The organism is Rhodopseudomonas palustris (assembly GCF_007005445.1).
GTDB lineage: Bacteria > Pseudomonadota > Alphaproteobacteria > Rhizobiales > Xanthobacteraceae > Rhodopseudomonas > Rhodopseudomonas palustris_G.
Window position 1 is genome coordinate 1140764 of sequence record NZ_CP041387.1, and the last position, 23973, is coordinate 1164736.

At 65.8% G+C, this 23973-nt stretch carries 24 protein-coding genes; 13 read left to right on the forward strand and 11 right to left on the reverse strand.

Annotated features, from left to right (window positions below; all coding sequences use genetic code 11):
• Positions 1-40 precede the first annotated feature (40 nt).
• From FLL57_RS05180 to FLL57_RS05190, 3 genes are all read left to right on the forward strand, one after another.
• Entirely contained in the window at positions 41-1864 is a 1824-nt protein-coding gene (locus tag FLL57_RS05180; RefSeq protein WP_013503346.1) for an ATP-binding protein, read from the forward strand.
• A complete protein-coding gene (locus tag FLL57_RS05185; RefSeq protein WP_041807428.1) occupies positions 1857-2672 on the forward strand; it encodes a peptidoglycan-binding domain-containing protein in 816 nt (271 codons plus the stop codon). Before FLL57_RS05180 ends, FLL57_RS05185 begins: the two co-directional genes overlap by 8 nt.
• Before the next feature lie 142 nt (positions 2673-2814).
• Positions 2815-3156 (forward strand): DUF1491 family protein, encoded by a 342-nt coding sequence (locus FLL57_RS05190; protein ID WP_013503344.1) that lies wholly within the window; start codon positions 2815-2817, stop codon positions 3154-3156.
• Between the two features lie 231 nt (positions 3157-3387).
• On the opposite strand, the gene FLL57_RS05195 is transcribed toward FLL57_RS05190, so the two are convergent.
• From FLL57_RS05195 to FLL57_RS05205, 3 genes are all read right to left on the reverse strand, one after another.
• A complete protein-coding gene (locus tag FLL57_RS05195) occupies positions 3388-4362 on the reverse strand; it encodes a DUF2336 domain-containing protein (protein WP_013503343.1) in 975 nt (324 codons plus the stop codon).
• Positions 4363-4514: 152 nt separating this feature from the next.
• The gene (locus FLL57_RS05200; RefSeq protein WP_013503342.1) at positions 4515-5585 is read right to left on the reverse strand and encodes a polysaccharide deacetylase family protein; all 1071 of its coding nucleotides are present in this window, start codon (positions 5583-5585) and stop codon (positions 4515-4517) included.
• 78 nt (positions 5586-5663) lie between these two features.
• On the reverse strand, positions 5664-6194 hold the full coding sequence (locus FLL57_RS05205) for a hypothetical protein (RefSeq protein ID WP_041807426.1): 531 nt from the start codon (positions 6192-6194) through the stop codon (positions 5664-5666).
• Positions 6195-6368: 174 nt separating this feature from the next.
• Here FLL57_RS05205 and FLL57_RS05210 point away from each other — a divergent pair, with 174 nt between their 5' ends.
• Entirely contained in the window at positions 6369-6569 is a 201-nt protein-coding gene (locus FLL57_RS05210) for a hypothetical protein (RefSeq protein WP_013503340.1), read from the forward strand.
• Between the two features lie 17 nt (positions 6570-6586).
• Positions 6587-7369, forward strand: coding sequence for a hypothetical protein (locus FLL57_RS05215; protein WP_013503339.1), 783 nt, complete (start codon positions 6587-6589; stop codon positions 7367-7369).
• A 26-nt stretch (positions 7370-7395) separates the two neighbouring features.
• Here the strand turns inward: FLL57_RS05215 and FLL57_RS05220 are convergent, their stop codons facing one another.
• The 3 genes from FLL57_RS05220 to FLL57_RS05230 are packed head-to-tail and all read right to left on the reverse strand — an operon-like array spanning position 7396 to position 10863.
• A complete protein-coding gene (locus FLL57_RS05220; protein ID WP_013503338.1) occupies positions 7396-7962 on the reverse strand; it encodes a DUF1254 domain-containing protein in 567 nt (188 codons plus the stop codon).
• The gene (locus FLL57_RS05225) at positions 7959-8537 is read right to left on the reverse strand and encodes a DUF1214 domain-containing protein (RefSeq protein ID WP_142882307.1); all 579 of its coding nucleotides are present in this window, start codon (positions 8535-8537) and stop codon (positions 7959-7961) included. The genes FLL57_RS05220 and FLL57_RS05225 overlap by 4 nt, the downstream gene beginning before the upstream one ends.
• A gap of 43 nt (positions 8538-8580) precedes the next feature.
• Complete coding sequence (locus FLL57_RS05230) at positions 8581-10863, reverse strand: transglycosylase domain-containing protein (RefSeq protein ID WP_142882308.1); 2283 nt, start codon at positions 10861-10863, stop codon at positions 8581-8583.
• A gap of 268 nt (positions 10864-11131) precedes the next feature.
• Here FLL57_RS05230 and FLL57_RS05235 point away from each other — a divergent pair, with 268 nt between their 5' ends.
• Both FLL57_RS05235 and FLL57_RS05240 read left to right on the forward strand, forming a co-directional pair.
• The gene (locus FLL57_RS05235; RefSeq protein ID WP_119018422.1) at positions 11132-11644 is read left to right on the forward strand and encodes a YcgN family cysteine cluster protein; all 513 of its coding nucleotides are present in this window, start codon (positions 11132-11134) and stop codon (positions 11642-11644) included.
• A 53-nt stretch (positions 11645-11697) separates the two neighbouring features.
• A complete protein-coding gene (locus FLL57_RS05240) occupies positions 11698-12441 on the forward strand; it encodes a sulfite exporter TauE/SafE family protein (RefSeq protein WP_142882309.1) in 744 nt (247 codons plus the stop codon).
• A 293-nt stretch (positions 12442-12734) separates the two neighbouring features.
• Here FLL57_RS05240 and FLL57_RS05245 read toward each other — a convergent pair whose 3' ends face one another.
• The gene (locus FLL57_RS05245; protein WP_142882310.1) at positions 12735-13250 is read right to left on the reverse strand and encodes a MarR family winged helix-turn-helix transcriptional regulator; all 516 of its coding nucleotides are present in this window, start codon (positions 13248-13250) and stop codon (positions 12735-12737) included.
• A 79-nt stretch (positions 13251-13329) separates the two neighbouring features.
• Between FLL57_RS05245 and FLL57_RS05250 the strand changes: the two genes are divergently transcribed.
• The 3 genes from FLL57_RS05250 to FLL57_RS05260 all read left to right on the forward strand — a co-directional run bounded on the left by FLL57_RS05250 (position 13330) and on the right by FLL57_RS05260 (position 16188).
• Positions 13330-14568 (forward strand): cytochrome P450, encoded by a 1239-nt coding sequence (locus FLL57_RS05250; protein WP_142882311.1) that lies wholly within the window; start codon positions 13330-13332, stop codon positions 14566-14568.
• Between the two features lie 9 nt (positions 14569-14577).
• On the forward strand, positions 14578-14898 hold the full coding sequence (locus FLL57_RS05255; RefSeq protein WP_142882312.1) for a 2Fe-2S iron-sulfur cluster-binding protein: 321 nt from the start codon (positions 14578-14580) through the stop codon (positions 14896-14898).
• A gap of 75 nt (positions 14899-14973) precedes the next feature.
• The gene (locus tag FLL57_RS05260; RefSeq protein ID WP_142882313.1) at positions 14974-16188 is read left to right on the forward strand and encodes an ABC transporter substrate-binding protein; all 1215 of its coding nucleotides are present in this window, start codon (positions 14974-14976) and stop codon (positions 16186-16188) included.
• Between the two features lie 211 nt (positions 16189-16399).
• Here FLL57_RS05260 and FLL57_RS05265 read toward each other — a convergent pair whose 3' ends face one another.
• Genes FLL57_RS05265 through FLL57_RS05280 form a run of 4 tightly spaced genes read right to left on the reverse strand, consistent with a single transcriptional unit; the run spans position 16400 to position 20278 of the window.
• On the reverse strand, positions 16400-16606 hold the full coding sequence (locus FLL57_RS05265) for a hypothetical protein (protein ID WP_012495410.1): 207 nt from the start codon (positions 16604-16606) through the stop codon (positions 16400-16402).
• Positions 16603-17748, reverse strand: coding sequence for a PepSY-associated TM helix domain-containing protein (locus FLL57_RS05270; protein ID WP_142882314.1), 1146 nt, complete (start codon positions 17746-17748; stop codon positions 16603-16605). Before FLL57_RS05270 ends, FLL57_RS05265 begins: the two co-directional genes overlap by 4 nt.
• On the reverse strand, positions 17745-20057 hold the full coding sequence (locus FLL57_RS05275) for a TonB-dependent siderophore receptor (RefSeq protein WP_142882315.1): 2313 nt from the start codon (positions 20055-20057) through the stop codon (positions 17745-17747). The genes FLL57_RS05270 and FLL57_RS05275 overlap by 4 nt, the downstream gene beginning before the upstream one ends.
• Complete coding sequence (locus FLL57_RS05280; RefSeq protein ID WP_142882316.1) at positions 20057-20278, reverse strand: hypothetical protein; 222 nt, start codon at positions 20276-20278, stop codon at positions 20057-20059. The genes FLL57_RS05275 and FLL57_RS05280 overlap by 1 nt, the downstream gene beginning before the upstream one ends.
• Before the next feature lie 424 nt (positions 20279-20702).
• Here FLL57_RS05280 and FLL57_RS05285 point away from each other — a divergent pair, with 424 nt between their 5' ends.
• The 3 genes from FLL57_RS05285 to FLL57_RS05290 all read left to right on the forward strand — a co-directional run bounded on the left by FLL57_RS05285 (position 20703) and on the right by FLL57_RS05290 (position 23947).
• Positions 20703-21569 carry a patatin-like phospholipase family protein gene (locus tag FLL57_RS05285; RefSeq protein WP_235677215.1) on the forward strand — a complete coding sequence of 289 codons (867 nt, stop codon included), beginning with the start codon at positions 20703-20705 and terminating at the stop codon, positions 21567-21569.
• Positions 21518-21841: a hypothetical protein gene (locus FLL57_RS23490; RefSeq protein ID WP_235677216.1), complete on the forward strand. Its 324-nt coding sequence runs from the start codon at positions 21518-21520 to the stop codon at positions 21839-21841. The genes FLL57_RS05285 and FLL57_RS23490 overlap by 52 nt, the downstream gene beginning before the upstream one ends.
• A 69-nt stretch (positions 21842-21910) precedes the next feature.
• Positions 21911-23947 (forward strand): S8 family peptidase, encoded by a 2037-nt coding sequence (locus tag FLL57_RS05290; protein ID WP_142882317.1) that lies wholly within the window; start codon positions 21911-21913, stop codon positions 23945-23947.
• The last annotated feature ends 26 nt before the right edge of the window (positions 23948-23973 follow it).

Here is a 23973-nt window from a genome sequence, read left to right on the forward strand (position 1 = left end):
AATGCTTCCCGTTACGAGGCGACCAGCGAGCGCGAGCAGCGTGGCAGTATCCAAAATCATCGGTGAGTGTCTCGATGCGTTGCTGCATCCGTCCGCGCGTCTCGACGCGCTGACGAGCGCGCGCCATCGTGCCTTCATCGCGCCGCGCCTGCTCGGAAGCCTTGCCGCATTCGCGGCGTTCCCATTGTATCTGGTGTTGCGCGGCGCGCCGACCGCAATCGAAGCGGCGGCGCTGGCCTGGCTGATCGCACCGATTCTGGTGGCTTGGTTCCTGTCGCGCACCGGGCGCTACGAGCACGCGCATTTCCTGTCGTCGCTGGCGCTGACGGTGCTGGTGATCGGGGTCGCGGCTCTGACTGGCGGCATTCAATCCTTCGCCGCCGTCTGGCTGGTAGTGATTCCGATCGAAGCGGCGCTCTCGGCGTCGCGCCGCGTCGTCACCTTCGCGGTGTCGCTGGCGCTCGGCGGCGCGCTGCTGCTGATCGCGCTCGGCGGATTCGGCTTGCTGCCGCAGCCCGAAGCCGCCGAAACCTCGAATACGACGTTGGCTGCATTCGGGATCGGCTCTGCGGCGCTTTACGCCTCGGTCCTCGCCTATGGGGCGGCGTGGCTGGCGCGCACCAACGGCGCGTTGCTGAACGTCGAGGAAGAGCGCTATCGGCTGCTCGCCCGCAACATGAGCGACGTCATCTCGCGCCACAATCGCAACGGTGCGGTGCGTTTCATTTCGCCGGCTGCGGAGAACCTGATTGGGGTTCCGATGGTGCAGCTCGCCGAGCACGGGCTGTTCGATCGCGTCCATGTTGCCGACCGTCCAGCGTATCTGAAGGCGATCTCGGATGCCGCCCGCGGTCGCGAGACCGGCAGCGTCGAATTCCGCATCCGCCGCGAAGTGGTTCGCGATGAGCGCGGCCGGCCGTCGGCCGCCGAATTCGTCTGGGTCGAGATGCGCTGCCGGCCGCTCGAACCCGGCGCCGCCACGGCGCCCACAGGCGAGACCGAGGTCGTCGCGGTGATGCGCGACATCACCGAACGCAAGCTGCACGAACAGGCGCTGGACGAAGCTCGTGCAGAAGCCGACCGCGCCGACGATGCCAAGAGCCGGTTCCTCGCGACCATGAGCCACGAGCTGCGCACGCCGCTGAATGCGATCATCGGTTTCTCCGACATGATCGTGCAAGAGGACGAACTGCGGCTCGGTGCCGAGCGGCGCAAGGAATACGCTCAGCTCATCAACGATTCCGGTCAGCATCTGTTGTCGGTGGTCAACGGCATTCTCGACATGTCGAAGATGGAGTCCGGCAATTTCGAGATCGTCCCGGAGCCGTTCGCACCGCGCCCGGCACTGCTCAACTGCTGCAATCTGCTGGCGCTGAAGGCGCGCGACAGCGGCATCGATCTCGTCACCCGCGCGCCGGAGAATCTGCCCGACGTCGTCGGCGATCCGCGCGCGTTCAAGCAGATTCTGCTCAATCTGGTCTCCAACGCAGTCAAGTTCACCGAGCGCGGCGGCACCGTGACGGTGTCGGCCGCAGTCGAGAGCACGCGGCTGGTGCTTTGCGTCACCGACACCGGCGTAGGTATCGCGGAAGAGGACCTGAAGCGGCTGGGCGATCCGTTCTTCCAGGCCGGCAAGACTTATCAGCGCCGCCACGAGGGGACCGGCCTCGGGCTGTCGATCGTCAAGAGCCTGGTGCGGATGCACGGCGGCGAGATCGACGTACGCAGCCAGATCGATTGCGGCACCACCGTCACGGTGTCGCTACCGCTGGCGTTGCCGACAGCGAGCAACGTCACGACGTTGAACCCGGCGATGCCGGCGGACTCGCCGGCGCCGGACTACCAGGTGAAGAAGAGTGCCTAAGACGAGAAAGGACGATGCACCGCGGCGTCGCGGTGCGGCGGCAGCCGCTGCGGAGAGTGAGGAGCGTGGATTTGCGATGCGGCTGATGCTGTCTAGTCCGAAGGACTTCGTCGCGGCGATGTTCGCCTCGGCCGCGGTCGTGGCGATCGTTACCAATGCGATCTTCATGCAGGCCGGCCAGCATCCGTCGCCGATGTTCGGGAGCGCCGCGCCGTCCACTTCGATTTCGATCGTGACGCTGCCGCGACCGCGACCGCTCGACGCCGAGCCGCGCGCTGCGGATACCAAGGCGCTCGACCCGAAGCTGCTCGAACCGACCGTGACCGAGGTGAAGCCGTCCGAATCCCGGGCGGTGGACTCCAGGCCGGTCGAAGCCAGGCATGCGGAGCCGAAGCCGGTCGAGCTGCGCCCGGTCGAAACCAAAGCGGCCGAGACGCGTCGGCCGGAGCCGCGCCCGGTGCGTGGCCGTGCCGCCGAGGCGGAGGATCCGCTCGGCAATCTGGTGCGAGCCACCGCCCCGCACAGCGCCGCCTCGTCCGCCGGTGCCCCGCGCCCGCCGGCCGCGATTCCCAACTCGGGCCGCGACCCGGTCGGAGACATGATCACCTCGTCGCGCCGGATCGCCTCGGTGCAGCGCGCCCTGACCCAATACGGTTACGGCCAGCTCAAGCCGACTGGCACCGCAGGCTCCGACACCCAGGCCGCCATCGCCCGCTTCGAACGCTCCCGCAATCTGCCGGTCACCGGTCAGATCTCCGATCGCGTCGTGCGCGAGCTCGGGCTGATGATCGGGCATCCGATCGATTAGGGGCGGCGGCTTTTCGTTTGAAAACCGCTTTTTACTCGAAAGAGACCGCTGTCGCTCCAGACGGTGGCCAACCAGCGATCACTCTGTTCTCGCATCCTGGCTGCGATTTGCTCAGCCCCCAGAATCCTCTACAAGCCGCCCTATGAGACTGAAGAGTGCGATTTGGGTGTCGGCCTACTTGCGACGCTGCCAGACCGAGGGCGTGTTCGGCGCAGTGAGTAGGCGCGGGGCCGAGGACGCCGGGGCGGTGTTCGTCAAGGTCGTGACCTCGAACGGCCTGGCGATGTTGTACGTGCCGGCGCCGCAGACCGCTTACGAGGACGAGCGGCCATTCGATCGGGTGTTCGTGCCGATGTCGCCGACGCCGCAGCCTGAAGCCGACGTCGATGCACGTCTCGCCAAGGAAATCCGGTTCGATCCCGACATCTGGATCGTCGAAACCGAAGACCGCGCGGGGCGGCATTTTCTCGATCTGGCAAAGTAAGCTGGAGCGGTTGATCGCCTCATTGAGGCGAATCCGGCCGTCCTCAAGGGACTGATATATGAGTCCTGATCCTCAAAGGATCCCGACGAAGCCGGGCGTCTCGAAAGATGAGGAAGCGCAGAGCCCCGCGGCGCGTGGTTCGAGACGGCGCTTTGCGCCGCCTCACCATCAGGTTGTGCCTGTGGTGAGCCTCCGGAAGCGCACGCATGACTTCATCGAGAAAGGAAGTGCCTAACCGCGTGTCGTGCCGATCCGCGGCGCTGCGGTCGCGCCGGGTTGTACGGCTGGGCGCGCCTGCGGCGTGGCGCTGCGGGCGCGTTGCCGTTCGTCGTCGTAGAGCGCTGCGCGATATTTGGCGCGGGTGGAGGCGACGGTGGCGCCGCGCCATGCCGCCAGCATGATCAGCGCGGCGCGTTCGCTCAGGCGATCGTACAGCCGCGACAGCCGGTACACCCACTCGACCGACGAGCCCTTGGCAGGGTCGAGAAACATCAGCACCTGCTCGAACACTTGGCTCTTGATGCCGAGCGCCTTCAGAGCGCAGGCGAGCGCTTCGCCCCCCTCATCGCAAACGACGCGCTCGGCGGTCGCGGCGGTGAGCAGCAGCGCGTCGCCGAGCTCGGCGCTGAAGTTCTCGACGTCGGACACATAGGCTGCCATGTGCAGCACTTCGGCGGCGCGCATCGCTCGCGGCGGATGAATTCGTGCCGCCGGGCGCAGCGGCGTCTCGGCGAGATTGTGCAGGATCTGCGCGCGTTCGGGGCCGGTCGCGGAAAAGAACATCTCGGACAATTGCGCGGCGTCTTCCGGCTGCATCGACAGGCTGGCGGCGCGCTGTTCGGCCTCGGTCGGCACGCGCGGCGACGGCCGGGCCGAGGAGCCGGTCTCGGCTGGCGGGATGGGGGCTGCCAGCGGTACGCGCTGATCGCGCGCGGGCGACAGCGACAGCCGCAGCGCGATCGCGCGCGGGGTGTGAGGATAGATCGACAGCCGGGCGCGCACCACCGCACGGGTCGCATCGTCGACCTCGTCGATCAACCGCGAGGTCAGTTCGACGAACTGCCGCTCTTCCTCGTCAGTGTGCGACGGACTTTGCACATACAGATCGGTCAGCACCCTGAGTAGCGTCGGGCGTATGTCGACGCCTTCGCGGCGCGACAACGACATCAGCCCATCGTATCCAGGAAAGGGAGTGAACGTGGTCATGGCGGCGCAAAATGGTACGAGTTACCGGCAGGTTAGCCCGGTCGCTTTAACAGCACGTTAAGCTCAACGGTTTGTTAAGCAGCCAGGAGACGCAAAGACGGGCGCCTGGTGCGCCCGTCCGGAGAATTCACGATTTCGGTTATCAGCCGTTGCTAATCGACGGTGCGGATCACGTTGGCGATCGGCTTGGCGGCGCTCGCGGTCGGCTGCGCCGGCGCGACCTGGGCGTCGTATTCCGGCAGGGTCGTGACTTTGTCCTTGGCGGTGATGAACACGATCCGGTAGCCGCCGGCCTTGAGCTGGGCGAGCAGTTCGGGCATCGCCTGCGCGGTCGACTTCTGGAAGTCGTGCATCAGCAGGATACCCTTGCCGGCCTTCTTCAACTTCGCCATCACGCCGGCGACGAGCTGATCCGGCTTGTGAATCCGGAAGTCCTCGGAATCCACGTCGATCGAGAAGGTCGCGACGCTTCGCTCGCCGAGATACGTCTTCAGCTCCGGCGTCTGCCGCAGTTGCGGGAATCGGAAGAACGGCGCGGTCGGCTGGCCGGCCGCCTGTGCCACCCCGCTGATGCCCTTCTCGATTTCGCTTCTGGCCTCGGCGAACGGCTTGCTGGCGAGATTGACGTGCGACCAGGTGTGCGACCCCACGGTGTGGCCTGCGGCGATTACTTGCTTGAGGATCGCCGGATGCCAGCTTGCGTGCTTGCCGACCGGGAAGAACACCGCCTTGACGCAATGCGCCGCGAGTGCTGCCAGCACCGCCGGGGTGTTGACCGGCCACGGACCGTCGTCGAAGGTCAGCGCCACTTCGCCGGGCTGCAGGAAGTCGTAATCGCGATATTGCGACATGCCGAGCCCCGGACCGCCCGAGGTATCGATCTCGACCGTGCGGGAGATGCCGAGCGCATTCGGATTGCTGCAGGTCTGACGCACCGGTGCGGCAGCGGGGGCCGGCAGCGCTGCGGGCTTGGCGTTGATCGCGGGATCGACCGTGGCGCGCGCCGGCTGAATGCTCGGCGCCGGGGTGGCACTCGGGGGCGCGCCGCCCGGAGTCGGCCAGCGTGCCGCGATCGCACCGGTCGTGATCTCTTCAGTAACAGCAGGAGCGCGGGCAGTGTCGGTGGTAGCTGAGGGTAGGGTGAACCAGGCGCGGCCGGCACCGAGCCCGACCAGAACCGCCAGCGTGCTACAGCCGGCCGCCAGCACCGCAAATTTACGCATCGTCAACTCCTACACCTACACGCCGCTTGCCCGACGAACTTGGTCGCAAATTGGTTAAGCGGCGGTGTGCAATTCGAGTTATCGACGCGGTTTCGTCGAGTTCCGTTGCGAGTGAGTTGCGCGTGATCTCTTCGCCTTGCCACGGGCGGTGCGGGCGGCCGGCTTACTTCGTACCGCGGACCGCTCGGCGGTCTCGGTCGGCTGAGCCTGCGCGAACGACTGGCGCAGACTGTCGAGACGGGCACCGATTTCGCCGACCTGCTCGGACAGCTTCCTGGTTTCGTTCCGCTGCTCGGCGACCAGCCTCTCGATCTGTGCGAGCTGATCCTGCAAAGACTGCAATTGGTCGATCGATTGCTGCTGCGTCAGCTCCAGTCCCTTTGTCCGCTCCATGATCTGCTCAGAGGTCTGCGCGACGCGGGCCTGCACCTGGCGGCCGCTGGCGACGCGCTCCTGTTCGGGGTTGGTGCCGGTCGCGATTCGCCACAAGAAGATCGTGCCGATCCCGGCGATGATCAGCAGCAACGCAGCGGCCGTGATCGCGATCGGCTGGGCGCCGAGGGCGGGCAGGTGGGAGGGACGCAGATCGAGCGGCGGAATCTCGCGCATGGAGGTCAAAAGCCTCACGTCGACGTCGTGTTCCCCGTCCCCCGGCCACAACGCTATCATCGCTCCCGTCGCGGTTGCAACCACGGTCTCTCCGCCATTAACAGTGCATTAACCATAACGGCTCCTTAATGCGGCGCGGTGATCGGGTCGGGGAAAGGACGCGGAGAGACCGGTATGGGCACCATCATTGAATTTCCGGCGGATGCGGCGTCGCGGCGGCCGGGGCCGCCCTTGGCCGCGTCGGCCGATCATTCCGCCACCGTGACGATCCTGCCCGTGATCCGCATCGAACGCCATGTCGAAGCCGGCAGTGACGGCGGCCCTAAACAGGGCGCCGCGCCCGGCCGGCGCCGTCGCCGCCGCGCCCGCTCCTGACGCCGGGTCCGTTGTCCATGTCCGCGGTCGGCCATCCGGTCCTGATCCGGGGCGGGGCCGCCCGGGCGAGACTGCTGTTTTCCGTTCTGGCCACGCTCCTGCTCGGCGGCTGCGCCGGCGGCGACTTCGGGCGCACCCGTCGCGACTTCGTCACCGACGACATGCATCGCTGGATCGGCGCGGAGGCGACCGGCAGCATCGGCCTGAAGGCGTCGGCGTTCCAGCTCACCGACCAAGAGCGCAACATGCGCGACATGGCCTATCCGCTGATCGAGCCACCGCATGCTCGCCCCGCCTGGAAGAGCGTGTTCGGCGATTATCAGCCGATCGCCGCGCCGTGGCGACAGCAGCCGCCGTTCGACCGCAGCGCTTACGGCAAGCTGCTGATCGACGAGCCGCACCGCTCGCATTCCTCGCGCTATGCGCAACTGATCGAAGACGTGCGCAATGATCTGACCCGGTTCGAGCCGTTCCAGTTCACCGCAGCGCGGGTGCTCGAACTCGACCAGAAGCGCAATGCCAGCCTGAAATACGTCGCCGACCTGTCGCCGCGCGAGCGCGAGGACGCGGTGGCGCGGATGGAGGAGAATGCGCTGATCGTACAGTGGGTGCAGCAGTGCCTGCGCCGCCGCGCATCGTCGTATCGCTGGGCGCTGGAGCGGCTGGTGATCATGGCGCCGGACGGCATCGCCGCCGACGCCGACCGCCTGATCGCCGAACTCGAAGTGCAGGCCGCCAATCTCGGCCTGGTCGCCAAGCCGGCCGCGCCGCAAAGTGGCGCGGTGGTACGGAAGGGGTAGAGCCGTCGCGACTTTCCCGGGGCGTGTCAGCTCGATTTCGCCGCGGCGTCCGTTTGCGACTTGCAGGTCGCGGCTTTGAGCGCGGCGCGGGCCTGCGGCATCAGGCCCGGTTCCGAGGCCAGCGCCTTCATCACGATCAGCCCGGTCACGCTCGGGGAATCGATGATCAGCCGGTCCGCCGAGGTGACGTCTTCGTCTTCGGGCAGTTCGGCGTGCTGCTCGGCCGTCATCAGATCGAGCTCGATCACCTTGCGGCCGGCGGAGCGATCGTTGATCGCGTAATACGCGACCTGATTGCGGGTGTAGAACGACACCGCGGTGTAGGCTTGGCTCACCGGCACCGCCAGCTTGATCGGGCCCTTCGACAGATCGTAGCGGCACACCGCCATCGCGAACGCCGGATCGAGCAGCGGCAGCGGCGCACTGTCCGGCGTGATGTCTGCCAGTTGCGTCACCTCGTTGACCTGGGTCAGCGGGGCCAGCCGGGCATAGGCGTCCTGGCCGGCGATCCGCGGCAGCACCAGGATGGTGACGAGATGCACGATGCCGCCGAGAACCAGACCGGCGATGATGGCGATGGCGAAGCGGATCATGGGCAGCCGACGGTAGTGACCGCCGGCATCGGCGCGTCGCGTTGAGTCCGGGTGGCGATGCCGACCGGCGTATCGTACAGCCGCAGCATCAGCCAGTAGCGGTCGACGCCGCCGGTCGGCAGCCAGTTGCCGGCGCGGGCCCGCGCGGCGATCCGGATGCTGAACTTACCCTCGGCGTCGCGGATGATCTCCTGGCTGGTGAAGCCGTAGCGCTCCAGCGTATTGGCGACCAGATTGCCGCGCGGATCGTACAGCGTCAGCGTCCAGAACCGCGCCGCCGGCGTCACGCCGCTGACTTCGACGTCGCAGCGGCCGTCGAGCGGGCGCTTGTCGTCATCGGCGGTGGCGAGGAACGAGATGCCGTCACCGGCGCCGACTGGCAGCGCGCCGCTGCGCACGATCGCGGCGCGGGCGTAGGGATCGACTTCGGCGGTGCCGACGCGGGGGCGCGCGGTCCAGGCGCCGATCGACAGCGTGCCGAAGTCGGTGCCGATGGTGGCAGTGGTCCAGGTCGCGCCGATGCCGACGCCGGCGGCGATCAGCAGGGCCAGAAGGGTGAGGACGATCAGGCGCACGTCGCAGCCATCCTCGATGTCGTCGCAGATTGCATCGTCGCGCTCAGTTCTTCTGCGCCGCCGGGATCGGTGCGGCGCCCGACGCCGCGGCCAGACTGTCGGGGAACGCGGCGGCGCCGGACGAGACCTTGCGGCCGATCGCCTGGCCAGGCGTCGCGGCGGGCGCCGCATCGAGTGCGCGGGTGGCTTCGTCCAGCATCTTTTCGACCCGAACCAGCACCTCCGCGCCACGCCGGGTGAGTACCGGCGGCGCCGATTTGAGGTCGGCGGTCTCCCCGCCGGGGGCTCTGGCGCCGGGCCCGGCCGGCAGTTTCTCGCCCATGCCGACGCCGGCGAGTTCCTTGACCTCGACGCCCTGATGCGCCGCGACCATGATGTCGTGCCAAGTCTGCGCCGGCAGCGAGCCACCGGTCATCCGGTTGGTCGGCGAATAGTCGTCGTTGCCGTACCACACTGCGCAACTGAAGTTGCCGGTATAGCCGACGAACCAGGCGTCGCGATACGCGTTGGTGGTTCCGGTCTTGCCGGCGGCCGGAATGCCGTCGAGGCGGGCGCGGCGGGCGGTGCCCTCGGTGACGACATGACTCATCATGCCCGCCATGTCGGCGGCGATATTGGCCGGAATCGCGCGATTGGGCTGCGGGCCGTCGCGGTCCCAGCGCCACACCAGATCGCCGGCGCCGGTGCGGACTTCCAACACCGCATGCGGCGTCACCGCCATGCCCTTGTTGGGAAAGGTGGCATAGGCTACGGCGTGTTCGACCACGGTGACTTCGGTCGAGCCGATCGGCAGCGACGGCGTGTCGAGCAGCGGCGCCTTGATGCCGAACCGGCGCGCCACCTCGACGATCTTCGCGCGGCCTTTCTTGGCCGAGTCCCATTGGTTCTTCGGATTGCCGCCGATCGCGATCGACAGCTTCACCGGCACGACGTTGATCGAGCGGGTGATCGCCTGGGTCAGCGTCACCGAGCCGGAATAGGAGTGGCCGTAGTTCTGCGGACACCAATTGCCGAGGCAAACCGGGCCGTCGACCACAATCGAGTTCGGCTTGAAGCCGTTGAGCAGCGCCGCGGTGTAGACGTAAGGCTTGAACGACGAACCGGGCTGGCGATAGGCGTCGACCGCGCGATTGAACTGGCTTGAGCCGTAATCGCGGCCGCCGACCATGGCGCGGACGCCGCCGTCGAGATCCGACACCACGGTCGCCGCTTGCGTCGCGTGATAATCGCGGCCGAACTGGCGAAGCTGGTTCTCGATCGCCCCCTCGGCGGCGCGCTGCACATTCATGTCGATTGCGGTGCGGACCACGAACACGCGTTCGGTGTAGGACTTCGGGAAGGTGTCGACGATTTTGCGGACTTCGTCGAACGCCCAGTCGAGATAGTAGTTCGGCGAATTCTCGTCGCGGCGGTCGACCACTGAGGCCGGATTGCGGCGGGCGCCGAACACCTGACCCTCAGTCATGAAGCCGGCGTCCACCATGTTGTCGAGCACCTGGTTGGCGCGGGCGCGCGCCGCCGGCAGGTTGATGTGCGGGGCGTATTTGGTCGGCGCCTTGAACAGGCCGGCAAGCATCGCGGCCTCGGCGAGGTTCACGTCGCGCACCGACTTGTTGAAGTAGAAATGCGCCGCTCCGTCGGCGCCGAAGGTGCCGCCGCCCATGTAGGCCCGATCGAGATACAGCTTCAGGATCTCGTTCTTGGTGAGCCGGGTTTCCAGCCAGATCGCCAGGAACGCTTCGTTGATCTTGCGTTCGAGCGTGCGCTCGTTGGACAGGAACAGGTTCTTGGCGAGCTGCTGGCTGATCGACGAGCCGCCCTGACGCACCCCGCCGGCCTGGGCATTGGTCACCAGCGCGCGCATCGTGCCGGCAACGTCGATGCCGAAATGATCGTAGAACCGCCGGTCCTCGGTCGCGAGGGTGGCCTTGATCAAATTGTCCGGGAAGTCCTCGAGCGGGATCGCGTCGTTGTGCTTGATGCCGCGACTGCCGATCGGATTGCCGTAACGATCGAGGAAAGTGACGGCGAGATCGGACTTCTTCAGCCAGTCCTCGTCGGCCGTCTCGTGAAACGCCGGCTGGGCCAGCGCCAACAGCGCCACCAGCCCGAGCAGACCGATCGAGGCCGACTCCGACAGCGGCTCGATGAACACCCAGCGCTTCCAGCCGCCGACATAGAAGCGGTCCATATAGGTCGAGAACCGCTCCCACAGCTCGCGGATACCCACCGCCGAGGAGAACAGCGTCGAGTCGAGCCGGGCGTCCAGATCCAGAAACCAATTCCGGACCCGCTGCTTCCAATTGTCTGGCAGAATCTTCGACACCGGGTTCGACCAATCACATCAGCACGCCGCACAGGCGCTGTTCGTCTTGCGCAATGTTGCGGCGATCGCAAGGCGAGGCGACAGGGTTCGGAAACTGATTCCTTGTAGCCGAGCATGCCCGATAAACCAATGGCGGTGCAGGGGATTCTTCGTCGGATTGACGGCGGTTCGTGCGATTCCGGGGCTGCCATGCCGGCTAAGCGCTTGCGCCGCCGGGCAAACTCCCCCTAGAACGGCGGCCTCACCACCGCAAAGCAGCATCCAAGGCATGACCGCGCGCCCCAAGAAGCCGTCCGCGCAAGACGGTTTCTTCTGGAAGACCAAGACGTTGGAACAGCTCTCCCCGACCGAATGGGAGAGCCTGTGCGACGGCTGTGCGCGCTGCTGCCTGGAAAAGCTCGAGGACGAAGACACCGGGCGGATCTATTTCACCGAGGTCGGCTGCCGGCTGCTCGATGCGGGCGCCTGCGCCTGCCGGGACTATCCGAACCGGTCGGACCGGGTGCCGGACTGCGTGCGGCTCACCCCGAAAGAGGTCCGCGAGCTGACCTGGCTGCCGCCGAGCTGCGCCTACAAGCTCGTAGCCGAGGGGCGCGACCTGTATTGGTGGCATCCGCTGATCTCCGGAGATCCGAACACCGTGCACGAGGCCGGGGTGTCGGTGCGGGGACGGGTGGAGCGGACCGAGACCGAAATCCCGGTCGAGGAACTGGAAGATCACATCGTGTCGTGGCCGGCGCTGTTACCGAAGCGCGCCAAGCTTAAACAGCGGCCGAGGTAGCTTCGCTTATCTTGCCGCCGGCGGCGCCCGCCGCCGTCTTTTGAAGGACTTGCATGACCGCGCTGATCATCATTGCCGTCGCCGGCCTGTGGGCCGGCGTTCAGAACACGCTCGCCGGTGGCGGCTCGTTCGTGACACTGCCGGCGCTGTTGTTCGCCGGGATGTCGCCGCTGGCCGCGAACATCACCTCCACGGTCGCGCTGTTTCCGGGGCAACTCGCATCGGGCTACGCCGGCCGCGGCATGGTGCGTGGTGTCGGCGAGGTCAGCTTCCGGGCGCTGGTGCTCACCAGCCTTGCTGGTGGCGCGGCCGGCGCGCTGCTGCTGCTGATCACGCCGCCGACCGTGTTCGCCAAGATGATCCCGTGGCTGGTGCTGTTCGCCACGGCGATGTTCGCCTGGGGCAGCTTCGGCCGCAAGCCGAGCGCGCAGGCGAGGCACGTCGGCGCGCCGGTGCTGATCGGAATTCAATTTCTGATCTCGATCTACGGCGGCTATTTCGGCGGTGGCATCGGCTTTCTGATGATGGCGGCACTGTCGATCGCCGGCATGGCCGCGCGCAACGCCGGCGCCACCAAGAATGCGCTGGCGGCGGCGATGAACGCCTCCGCGGTGGCGATGTTCGCGTTCTCGCCCGAGGTGAGATGGCTGGAGGCACTGGTGCTCGCGGTGTCGTCGACGGTCGGTTACTTGCTCGGCGTCTGGGTGCTTCGCCGGGTCAACGAGACCTGGCTGCGGATCGGCGTCGTCGCCCTCGGCATCGCGCTGACGATCGGGCTGTTCTGGCGCCAGGCGTAGCGGATCAATGTCGGTTCGGCCGATCCCGAACCGACACCAAACTTCATTTCTGACTCATCGGTGAGGCACGGAGCTTGTTCGCGCTTGCGAACGAGTCCGTCGCGCGTGCCGAAACACGTGTCAACTTATTCGTTGCCAAGGCAACTGATATGTGAGAATGGTTCTGAACAAGAGCGACCCAGTCGCCGGTTCGGGGAGGAGCCATGCTCGGCAGCACAGCGGCCGGCTGTCGCGGAGACGTGTCCGCGATCATGCGCAAGCAGGATGCACGGCGTGGAGCGCCGCGCGGCGGTTCAGGTGGTTTCGCCGGTGACCGCGCCGAGATTGTTGTGCAGCCGGCGCAACAGATCGATCAGTATTTCCTGCTCGTCCGCACTCAGGCACGACATCAGCTTCCGTTCGCGCTCCAGCGCAGCGACGATCACCTTGTCATGGGTGGCGCGACCTTTGCCGGTAAGCGAGATCGAATGCGTGCGGGCGTCGTTCGGATCGACGCGGATGGTGATCAGCCCGCGCGACTGCATGTCGGACAGCGTGCGGCTGACTGGTCCCTTGTTGAAGCCGATCACCTGACAGATCCGCGCCGCCGAAATGCCCGGCTCGATCGCCAGCAGCGACATGATCCGCCATTCCGTGACGTTGACGCCGAAATTGCCCTGATAGAACGCCGTGGCACTGTTCGACAGCTTGTTGGCGATGAAGGTGATGAACGCCGGAACGTAGCGCTCCAGATCGAGCGTGAGGCCTTCCGGCCTCGGCGCGGCCGCGGCAGATCGCCGGGATTTTGGCGGACGGGAAGCACCAGTCATAGGGATGTCGGCAGCGAATGCATGCGCCGACATAAGGACATGCCACGGCATTTCACAAGTGGCGATTGAGGAGGACAACATGACCACGGCTCCCTCATCGGTGCCGGTTATCACGCCGTCCCAGCACGGCGCGGGTATTCCGCATCTAGGCATCGATCCATTCGCGCTGGACTACTTCGCCGATCCCTATCTGGAGCAGGGGACGCTGCGCGAGGCGGGCCCGGTGGTCTATCTCGACAAGTGGAACGTCTATGGCGTCGCCCGCTACGCCGAGGTCTATGCGGTGCTCAACGATCCGCTCACCTTCTGCTCCAGCCGCGGCGTGGGCTTGAGCGATTTCAAGAAGGAAAAGCCGTGGCGGCCGCCGAGCCTGATCCTCGAGGCCGACCCGCCGGCGCATACCCGCACCCGCGCGGTGCTCAGCAAGGTGCTGTCGCCGGCGACGATGAAGCGGCTGCGCGACGGCTTCGCGGCGGCGGCGGACGCCAAGATCGATGAGCTGCTGGCGCGCGGCGGCAGCGTCGATGCGATCGCCGATCTTGCCGAAGCCTATCCGCTGTCGGTGTTTCCCGATGCGATGGGCTTGAAGCAGGAGGGGCGCGAGAATCTGCTGCCTTATGCGGGTCTTGTGTTCAACGCGTTCGGGCCGCCGAACGAACTGCGGCAGAACGCGATCGAACGCTCGGCGCCGCATCAAGCCTACGTGGCCGAGCAGTGCCAGCGGCCGAACCTCGCGCCCGGCGGTTTCGGCGCCTGTATCCACGCCTTCAGCGACACCGGCGAGATCACGCCCGAGGAGGCCCCGCTGCTGGTGCGGTCGCTGCTCTCGGCGGGCCTCGACACGACCGTCAACGGCATTGCTGCGGCGGTGTACTGCCTGGCGCGTTTTCCCGACGAGTTCGCGCGGCTGCGCGCCGATCCGTCGCTGGCCCGCAACGCCTTCGAGGAAGCGGTGCGGTTCGAGAGCCCGGTGCAGACCTTCTTCCGCACCACCACGCGCGAGGTCGAACTCGCCGGAACCACGATCGGGGAGGGCGAGAAGGTGCTGATGTTCCTCGGCTCCGCCAACCGCGATCCGCGGCGCTGGGACGATCCGGACCGCTACGACATCACCCGCAAAACCTCGGGCCATGTCGGCTTCGGTTCGGGCGTGCACATGTGCGTCGGTCAGCTTGTCGCCCGGCTGGAGGGCGAGGTGGTGCTCGCCGCGCTGGCTCGGAAGGTTGCGGCGATCGAGATCGCCGGGCCTTTGAAGCGCCGCTTCAACAACACGCTGCGCGGGCTGGAAAGCCTGCCGATCCAACTGACGCCTGCCTGAGGTCCCATGATGCCGAGTATCACGTTCATTCTTCCCGATGGCGAACGCCGCACCACCGAGGCCGCGGTCGGCGACACTGCGATGTATGCCGCGCTCAGCCTCGGGCTCGACGGCGTCGTCGCCGAGTGCGGCGGCAATGCCGTGTGCGCGACCTGTCACGTCTATGTCGAGCACGGACTCGAGAAGCTGCCTGCAGTCGCCGGCGATGAGGACGATCTGCTCGACGGCACGGCCGCCGAGCGGCTGCCGAACAGCCGGCTGTCGTGCCAGATCAAGCTGTCGTCCGATCTCGACGGCCTGATCTTGCAGATTCCGGATCGTCAGGTCTGAGCAGCGCTACCGTAGGGGGCAACGACCCGCTGCGGCCCACTCAACAAACAATCAAAACACCGAGGGAGAAACCAAATGACACCAACCAAGGGCCTGCTCGGCCTTGCCGCCGCGTGCCTGTTGTGCGGCACTGCCAACGCCGAGATTTCCGGCAATATCGTGCGCGTCGGCGTGCTCAACGACATTTCCGGCATCTTCCAGGACACCAACGGCATGGGATCGGTGGAGGCGGCGCGGATGGCCGCCGAGGATTTCGCTGGCGGCGGCAAGAACCTTAAGGTCGAGATCGTCTATGCCGATCACCAGAACAAGGCCGACGTCGGCAACGCCATCGCCCGCCGCTGGCTCGACAATGAGGGCGTCGACGCGATCGTCGACGTGCCGAATTCGGCGGTCGGGCTGTCGATCAACACGCTGCTGCGCGGCACCAAGATGACGTTCCTGGCGTCGTCGACGGCGAGCTCCGATCTCACCGGCAAGGCCTGCTCGCCCAACACCATCCAGTGGGTCAACGACACCTGGGCGACCGGCAACACCACCGCCGCGGCGATGATGCAGCGAGGCGGCAAGGACTGGTACTTCATCACGGTGGACTATGCGCTCGGCAAGGGCATTGAAGCCGAAGCCGCCAAGTACATCGAGGCACATGGCGGCAAGGTGCTCGGCTCCGCCAAGCATCCGCTCGGCACGTCGGACTTCGCCTCGTTCCTGCTGCAGGCGCAATCTTCGAAGGCGGGCGTGATCGGCCTCGCCAATGCCGGCGGCGACACCATCAACAGCGTCAAGCAGGCGGCCGAATTCGGCATTCAGCAGAGCGGGCAGAAGCTGGTCGCGTTCCTATTGTTCATCAACGATATCCACGGCATGGGCCTGAAGGTGGCGCAGGGCCTGCAACTGATGGAGGCGTTCTATTGGGACATGAACGACGACACGCGCGCCTTCGCCAAGCGGTTCGCGCAGCGGCCCGGCATGAACGGCAAGATGCCGAGCGGTAACCAGGCCGGCGTCTACGCCTCGACGCTGGCGTATCTCAACGCCGTCGCGGCTACCGGAAGCGATGACGCCAAGGACGTCGTGCCGCAGATGAAAAAGTTCAGCGGCAAGGACAAGCTGTTCGGAGACGTCACCATCCGGCAGGACGGACGCGTCGTGCACCCGATGTATCTGTTCGAGGTGAAGAAGCCGGAGGAGTCGAAGTATCCTTACGACTACTATCGCCTGGTTTCGACCATCGCCGCCGACAAGGCGTTCCGCCCGATCGCGGAAGGCGGGTGTGAGCTGGTGAAGTAGTCGGGGCTGTCAGGGAGCGGCAGCGTCTATGACCTGACCGCTGCAGCTCCGCTTCGCGCCGTCATCCCCGCGAAAGCGGGGATCTAGTATTCCAGAGCGGTTGCGTTCGGCTTGTTCGACGAGCACGGGACGAATACAGCAGCGCTCTGCGATACTGGGTCGCCCGGACGAGCCGGGCGATGACGCTTGGGGGCGGGGATGAGTTGAGGCTCTAACGAGGCTCGGCCCGCTTCGGGCCGATCTGCCAATACACGACTGCCACCGCAACGGGCAGTGCGAGCGCGATCCAGGAGATCCAATCCCACAGCCCGTCGCCGAGCAACGCTGTCGTCAGCCCGAGGGCGGTGATGACGCCGATCGCGAGCGGGGCGGCGAAGATCTGCGCGGTGGTGTGCGAGGCTCTGCGGGGCGTGGTCATGCCGGCCTCGCATCGGATGGCGCCGCGGTGCGGCTGCGGACGCTGCCGCCGAAGCGCTGTTTAGCGACCCAGAGATAAAGTCCGGTGATCAGCACGACGATGCAGACGAGGTCGAGCAGCGCCCAGACGATCTTCAGCGGCAGGCCGCCATAGTCGCCGAAATGCAGCGGCCGCGACATCTGCAGCGTTTGCAGGTACCACGGCATCTGCGGCACCAGAACCGGCACGCTCTGGTCGACGTCGACCAGCGTCGGCGTGTTCAGCAGTGCCGTCAGAGCGGTGTTTCCCTTCATCCACACCACCAGATGCCGCGGGCTGCCGAAGTTTTCCGCGGTCGGCATCGTGATCGAGGTCAGCCGGCCGTCAGGGAGCGCGGCGCGGACCCGGGCGATGGCTTGATCGAGCGACGACGGCTGCGCAACCGGCGCGCCGCGATGCGCGGCCAGCAAAGGCGGCAGCTCCTGGCTGCGCCAGTAATCGTACATCGGCATCGCCAGCGTATTGATCACACCGGTGGCGCCGACGACGAACAGCCAGACAGTGGTGACAATGCCGAACAGATTGTGCAGGTCGAGCCATTTCAGCCGCCGCGACCGCTGACGGACGGTGCCGAATTCGACCCGCCGCATGAACGGCGCATAGACCACGACGCCGGAGACGATCGAGGCCACCAGCAACAGGCCCATCGCGCCGAGGAACAGTTCGCCGGGCAGGTCCAGCAACAGGTTCTTGTGCAGCAGCAGGATGATGTCCATCACGCCGCGCTGCGGCTTCTCTTCGCCGAGCACCGCCTTGGTGTGGGCATCCATCACCAGGCGATAGAACTGGCCGCGCATCGGCTTCGGCGTCGGCGACAGCGTGACCACGACCACGCCCGGCTGTTCGTCGCGCCAGTTGACGAACAGCACATGGCTGCCAGGGCGGGAGTCCTGAGCTGCGCGAACAATGTCGTCGACAGGCGCGGCCGGCTCCGCGTGCATCAGTTTCGGCGGGACGAAGTGCTCGTCGGTCAGTTCGCCGATCTCCTCATGGAAGATCAGCGGCAGGCCGGTGAGGCACAACAGCAGCATGAACACCATGCAGATCAGCGAGGTCCAGGTGTGGACCTTGCTCCAGATCCGAAGGGCGCGCGTCCCGGTCACCAGCGATAGCTCGCGGTCGCGGTGATCACCCGCGGGGTGATGTACTGGCAGCCGCCGGTCACCGTGCACTGCGCATGGTCGTCGTTGCCGATGTTCTTGACGTTGAGCGCCAGATTGATGCCCTTCGGCTGGCGATAATGCAGCCCGGCGTCGAACACGGTGTAGGCGTCGTTGGTCAGCGTGTTGAGGATGTCCATGTAGGACTCGCCGACATAGCGGAAGCCGGCGCCGAAGCCCCAGCCGGCCAGCGGCCCGCTCTGCAGGGTGTAGTCGACGAACGCCGACGCCATATGGCGGGGGATCAGCACCGGCACCTTGCCGATGTCGCCATTGTTGCTTTCGGTGTTCTTCAGGTTCTGCAGCGTATAGGTCGCCAGCAGGTTCAGGCCGGGCAGCGGCTTGGCGAGCAGTTCGAGTTCGAAACCGCGCGATTTCACCTGGCCGGTCTGGATGCTGTAGTTGAGGTGCAGCGGGTCGGCGGTCAGCACGTTGTCCTGGGTCAGGTCGAACACCGCCGCGGTGAACAGAAGATCGCGGTTCGGCTGGAACTTGACGCCGCCTTCGTACTGCTTGCCCTTGGTCGGCTTGAAGGCGTTGGAGCTGAAATCGATGCCGGCGGTCGGCAGGAACGATTCGGAATAGCTGACATAGGGCGCAATGCCGTTGTCGAACACGTAGGTGAGGCCGGCGCGCTTGGTGAACGCGGTGTCGTCGTTCGGCTGCGGCACGCCGTTGAGGCGGTTGATGGTGGTCTGCTGGGCGGCATCGTAGCGGCCGCCGAGCGTCAGGATCCAGTTCTGCAGCTTGATCTGGTCCTGCAGATAGATGCCGGCCTGGTTCAGATTCTGCTTGTAGCTCTGCAGCAGCGTCGTCGGAATCGCGATCTGCTGGCCGTATACCGGGTTGATCCGGCTCAGCGACGGTGCGGTGCCGCCGAACTGGTCGCCGCTCAGTTCGAACGCCTGATAATCGGTGCCGATCAGCACCGTGTGCTGCAGCGCGCCGGTCGAGGCCTTGGCGATGACGTGGTTGTCGATGTTGAAGCTGTCGGTGGTCTCCAGCACCTTGCGTGAGACCCGCGGAAATACGGTCTGGGTGTCGAGCGGGGTGCCGGCGAAGGTGATGTAGCGATATTCCAGGTCGACATGGCCGTAGCGTGCCCGCGACCGCACGATCAGATCGTCGCTGAAGCGGTGTTCGAATTGGTAGCCGATCCGATATTGGGTTTGGTCGAAGGTGTTGTACGACGGATCGCCGAGAAACAGCGGCAGCGCCTTGACGTCGACGATCTTGCCGCCGCGCACGACGCCGACCGACACCGGAAAGGCGTTGCCGAACACGTCGTGCTGGAAGTCGCTGAGAATCGTCAGCGTGGTGTCGCCCGTCGGCCGCCAGGTCACCGCCGGCGCGATATAGGCGCGGTCGTCCTTGACCTTGTCGGAGAACTTGGCGACCTGCGCGTCGGAATCGCGCAGCACGCCGGTCAGGCGATAGAGCAAGGTCTTGTCCTTGTCGATCGGGCCGCCGACGTCGAACGCGCCCTGCAGCCGGTCGGCACTGCCGACCAGACCGACCACCTCGCCGAACGCCTGGTCGGTCGGACGCTTGCTGATCAGGTCGATCAGACCGCCGGGCGGGCTCTGGCCGTACATCACCGAGCTCGGCCCCTTGACGACGTCGATGCGCTGCACGCCGTAGGGTTCGTTGCGGAACACCGAGAAATACGCCGAGCCGTTGGCGGTGTCGCGCAGGCCGTCACGGAAATTGGAGAAGCCGTTGGTCTCGAAGCCGCGGATACGGGCCTGATCATAGCGCGGATCGGCGCCGCCGGTCTGCACGGCCACGCCGGCTGTGTATTGCAGCGCCTGCGCGATGGTGTCGACGCCGCGGGCATCGAGATTGTCGCGGCTGACCACGGAGACCGACTGCGGCGTCTCGATCAGCTTGGTGTCGGTCTTGGTGCCGCTGGCGCTGACGCTCGGCACGAAGCCGGGCACCGGATCGGTGCCGCGTTCGAAGACGATGCGCTGCGCCTGCACCGGCAGCGGCACTTGTACGACGCGCTGCGCGGAGCGGCGTGAGCGGCCCGCCGCAGAGCGGCTCCGGTCGCGTGCGGGCTGGGCCTGACGCCGGCTCGCCTCGGGCGCGGCGACTTCGACGGCGGGCAGCTCGGTCGCTTGCGGTTTTGAGGCTTGCGCGGCGGCCTGCGCCGAAGGCCATACCAGTGGAGCGATCAGCGCGCTGGTCAGCCACAGCGCGTTGACCACGGATCTTTTGCCGGCATTCTCGCCAGCGTTGACGAACTTCATCACTCACCCCCCAGGTCGAGCGCGGGGAGTAATCGAATGCCGCTACGTGTAGCAACGCTTTTGCGAAAGCTTAGCGCGAAGTCAGTTTGGAATCGGTCGAAGATCGACGAGGCGGCCACGCCACCGCAGTCGGGAGGGCACAGCATCACCTTGATTTCATTGAGTTGATCGGCGCGCTGCCATCGCCAAGCGATGGTGTCGCCTTTCTTTGAATCGTTCAAAATTTGGGCTCATCCGATCGAACAGCGGTGATCGGCGGCTCGGGATCAGGCTGGCGCAAGAGAGCGCGGCGCCGACGGCGGCACGGCGCATTCGTCCGGGCATCTCTCCTGTGTCATGTCCGCAGTCGGTGACGGCCAGACGGTCGAGGAGACCCAGCCGAACGAACGCGCTCGGGACGATGATCAATATCGCCGTCCTCTCCTGGTGTAGCTCTGACGTTGCTTGCACCACTCGACGGTCGCCGGCGCGGCGTCGATCAGCTCCGAGAAGCGGTTACTTTACAGTGCGATTGGCCGGTGCTAGCCTTCAACCTAAAGTCGTATTTGACTGCTTGATTGATAGTTAGATGGGTGGCGCAAACGTGATGCGTCGTATCGGGAATTGAACTGACAGGTCGTCCAGCCGTTTTGCGAGGGCAAGGGAATGACCGATTCTCCCGTGGGACGTGTTCCGACCGAGATTGTCGCTCCGAAACTCGAGGACGGCATTGCGCTTTGCCTGTCGGGCGGCGGCTACCGCGCGATGGTGTTTCATGTCGGGGTACTGTGGCGGCTGCACGAAACCGGCATCCTGAAAACGGTCAGACGTATCTCCAGCGTATCGGGCGGTTCGATTGCCGCCGGCCTGCTGGCATTGAAATGGCCGACATTGAGTTTCGCGGCGGGAAGCAGCACGACGGAGTTCGTGCGCGAGGTGGTGGCGCCGCTGCGCGCCTTCGCCGGTGAAACCATCGATGCCGGATCGATCCTGTGGGGCATTGCGTTGCCGGGCGTATCGATCGGCGACGAGATCGCCAAGGCTTATGATCGCGGGCTGTTTCAAGGCGCCACGCTGCAGGATCTGCCGGACGAGCCGCGCTTCGTCATCAATGCCACCAATGTACAGTCGGGCGTGCTGTGGCGGTTCTCGAAGCGCTATATGCGCGACTACCGAGTGGGCGAGGTGCTGAATCCGACAGTGACGTTGGCGCAGGCGGTGACGGCGTCGTCGGCATTTCCGCCGGTGCTGTCGCCGTTCCAGCTACGGCTCGACCCGACCAAATTCACGCCGAATTCCGGCGACGATCTACAGCGCGAGCCGTTCACCAGCCGGGTGTTTCTCACTGATGGCGGGGTCTACGACAATCTCGGGCTCGAGACGGCGTGGAAGCGCTACACGACCGTGCTGGTCAGCGATGCCGGCGGCCAAGTCGCTGCCGAGGAAGAGCCGGCGACCGATTGGGCGCAGCACTCCATCGCGTGCTCAATCTGGTCGACAATCAGGTCCGGTCGCTGCGCAAGCGGCAACTGATCGACTCGTTCAAATCGCATGTGCGCCGTGGCGCCTATTGGGGCATCCGCACCGACATCACCGACTATCAGCTCTCCGACGCGCTGCCGTGCCCGCACATCCGCACCATGCAACTCGCCGAGATCGCTACCCGGCTGAAGCGGCTCGACGACGTCACCCAGGATCGGCTGATCAATTGGGGATATGCGGTGTGCGACGCGGCTCTGCGCAAACACGTGGATGCGGAGCTGACGCCGCCGAAGCAGTTTCCGTATCCGCAATCGGGAGTGTGAATCCGAAACAGCAGCGCCTGCCCCGTTTCGACGGATAGGCTCAGGCGGGGCGTCGGCGGAGGAGAGCCAATGGCGAGGGACGACGGATTCCTGTGGCCGAGTGGCGACGATGGACGGCCGATGCAGTTCTCGCTGCCCGGCGAGATCGTCGAGACTATCTTGCTCGGCCCCGCCGACGACCGCCGGGTGCTGCAGGATTCGCCGCTGCTCGGCGACGTCTGGAGCGCCTACGCGCTCGATCCCGGGGCACGCCAGGACGTCCTGATCACCCCTCACTTCAAAGCCACCGCTGCCGATGTCGCCAGCATGATCAGGCTCGGCCGGCCGATCTGGAACAGATCGCGCAACGAGATGGTCGATGCGCAACTGTCGCGCCGGCTCGAATCCGCCAAGATCGCCTATCTGCAGGGGCTGGTCGCAGCCGAGCTGTATTTCGACGAAGTGCTGTGCATCCTGGTGCCGCTGACGCTGTGGTGGCGGCAGCAGCAGGGCGCCGGCCGGATCAAACAGGTCGAGGAGCGCCGCGCGGCGCTGATCAAGCTGCTGCAGACGCCACCGGGCGCGACGCGCAAAGCAGGGATCAATGTCGAGCGCGACAACTACTCATCGCTCGAACGCTATATCGCGCTCGCCGGGTTGATCTTCTGGATCAGCAAACGTGAGCGGCGTGCCGAAGATCAATTGCCGGGGCAGCCCGCAGGCAGCGCCGCAGCGCTGCTGGCCTTGCCCGAACTCGACGAGGATCTGGCCTTCGCGCAGTATGCGCCGTGTGCCGCCGAGATCGTCGATGAGATCTTCAAGGCCTATCCTAAGGTCGAGGAGGATCTCGCCGAACTGGTGCGCAAGAGCTCCGAGATAGGCGAACTCGCCGGAGACGCACTGGCCGAGGGGTACATCTTCCAGGTGTCGCTGAACCGCCGCGCCGACACCGCGCTCGATCGCTCGGTTCCTGCAGTGAAGGCCGACGCGGCACAGTCGCTGTTCCGGGTAATGTGCGACCGGATCGTCTGGGGTGTGATCGATTCCGGGATCGACTGCAGTCACCCGGCACTGCAGATGATCGACGAGCAGGCGACGACCGACCCGAGCAATCCAGTCTACGCGAGCCGTGTGAAGAAGACCTTCGACTTTACACGGATCCGCGAGATCGTGACCAGCGAGGTCGATGACGTCGGAGCAGCCGAAGTCGATCGCATCGCGCGGACCACCGGCCTGTCGATCGAGGCGACGCAGAAATATCTCAAGCAGGTCGCGATCGATGCCGAGAACCGGCGTCCGATCAACTGGGGCGATGTCGAGAAGCTGATCACGCTGAAACATCCGCCGCCGCCGACCAATCCGCACGGCACGCACGTTGCCGGCATCATCGGTGCCGACGGCGATCTCGTTGGCTCGGCCTATAACGGCATGTGCCCGGATATCCGGCTGTACGACTTCCGTGTGCTGGGGAAGACCGCGGCCGACACCGAATTCGCGGTGATCGCGGCGTTGCAGTACATCCGCTACATCAACGAGCGGCACAATTACATCACCGTGCACGGCGTCAATCTCAGCCTCTCGATTCCGCACAACGTCCGCAACTACGCTTGCGGCCGGACGCCGGTGTGCAACGAATGTGAACGGCTGGTGGAGAGTGGCGTCGTCGTGGTGGCTGCGGCGGGCAATCGTGGTTTTCAGAAGTTCCAGACCGTCGACGGTCCGTTCGAGAACTACGCCGCCTTCAGCATCACCGATCCCGGCAATGGCGACGGCGTCATCACCGTCGGCTCGACCCACGGCAACTGGCCGCAGACCTACGGCATCAGCTTTTTCTCCAGCCGCGGGCCGACCGGCGACGGTCGTCTGAAGCCCGATCTGGTGGCGCCGGGAGAGCGGGTCTACTCCACCGTGCTGAACCACGGATGGGCGCCGGAGTCCGGCACCAGCATGGCGGCGCCGCATGTCAGCGGCGCAGCGGCGATGCTGCTGGCGCGCTACGAAGAACTGATCGGCCAGCCGCGGCGGGTGAAGCAGATCCTCTGCGCCAGCGCCACCGATCTCGGCCGCGAACGCAGTTTCCAAGGGCACGGCATGCTGGACGTGCTGCGCGCATTCCAGTCGATCTGAAGGCACCGACGCGTAGGAGCAGGGTG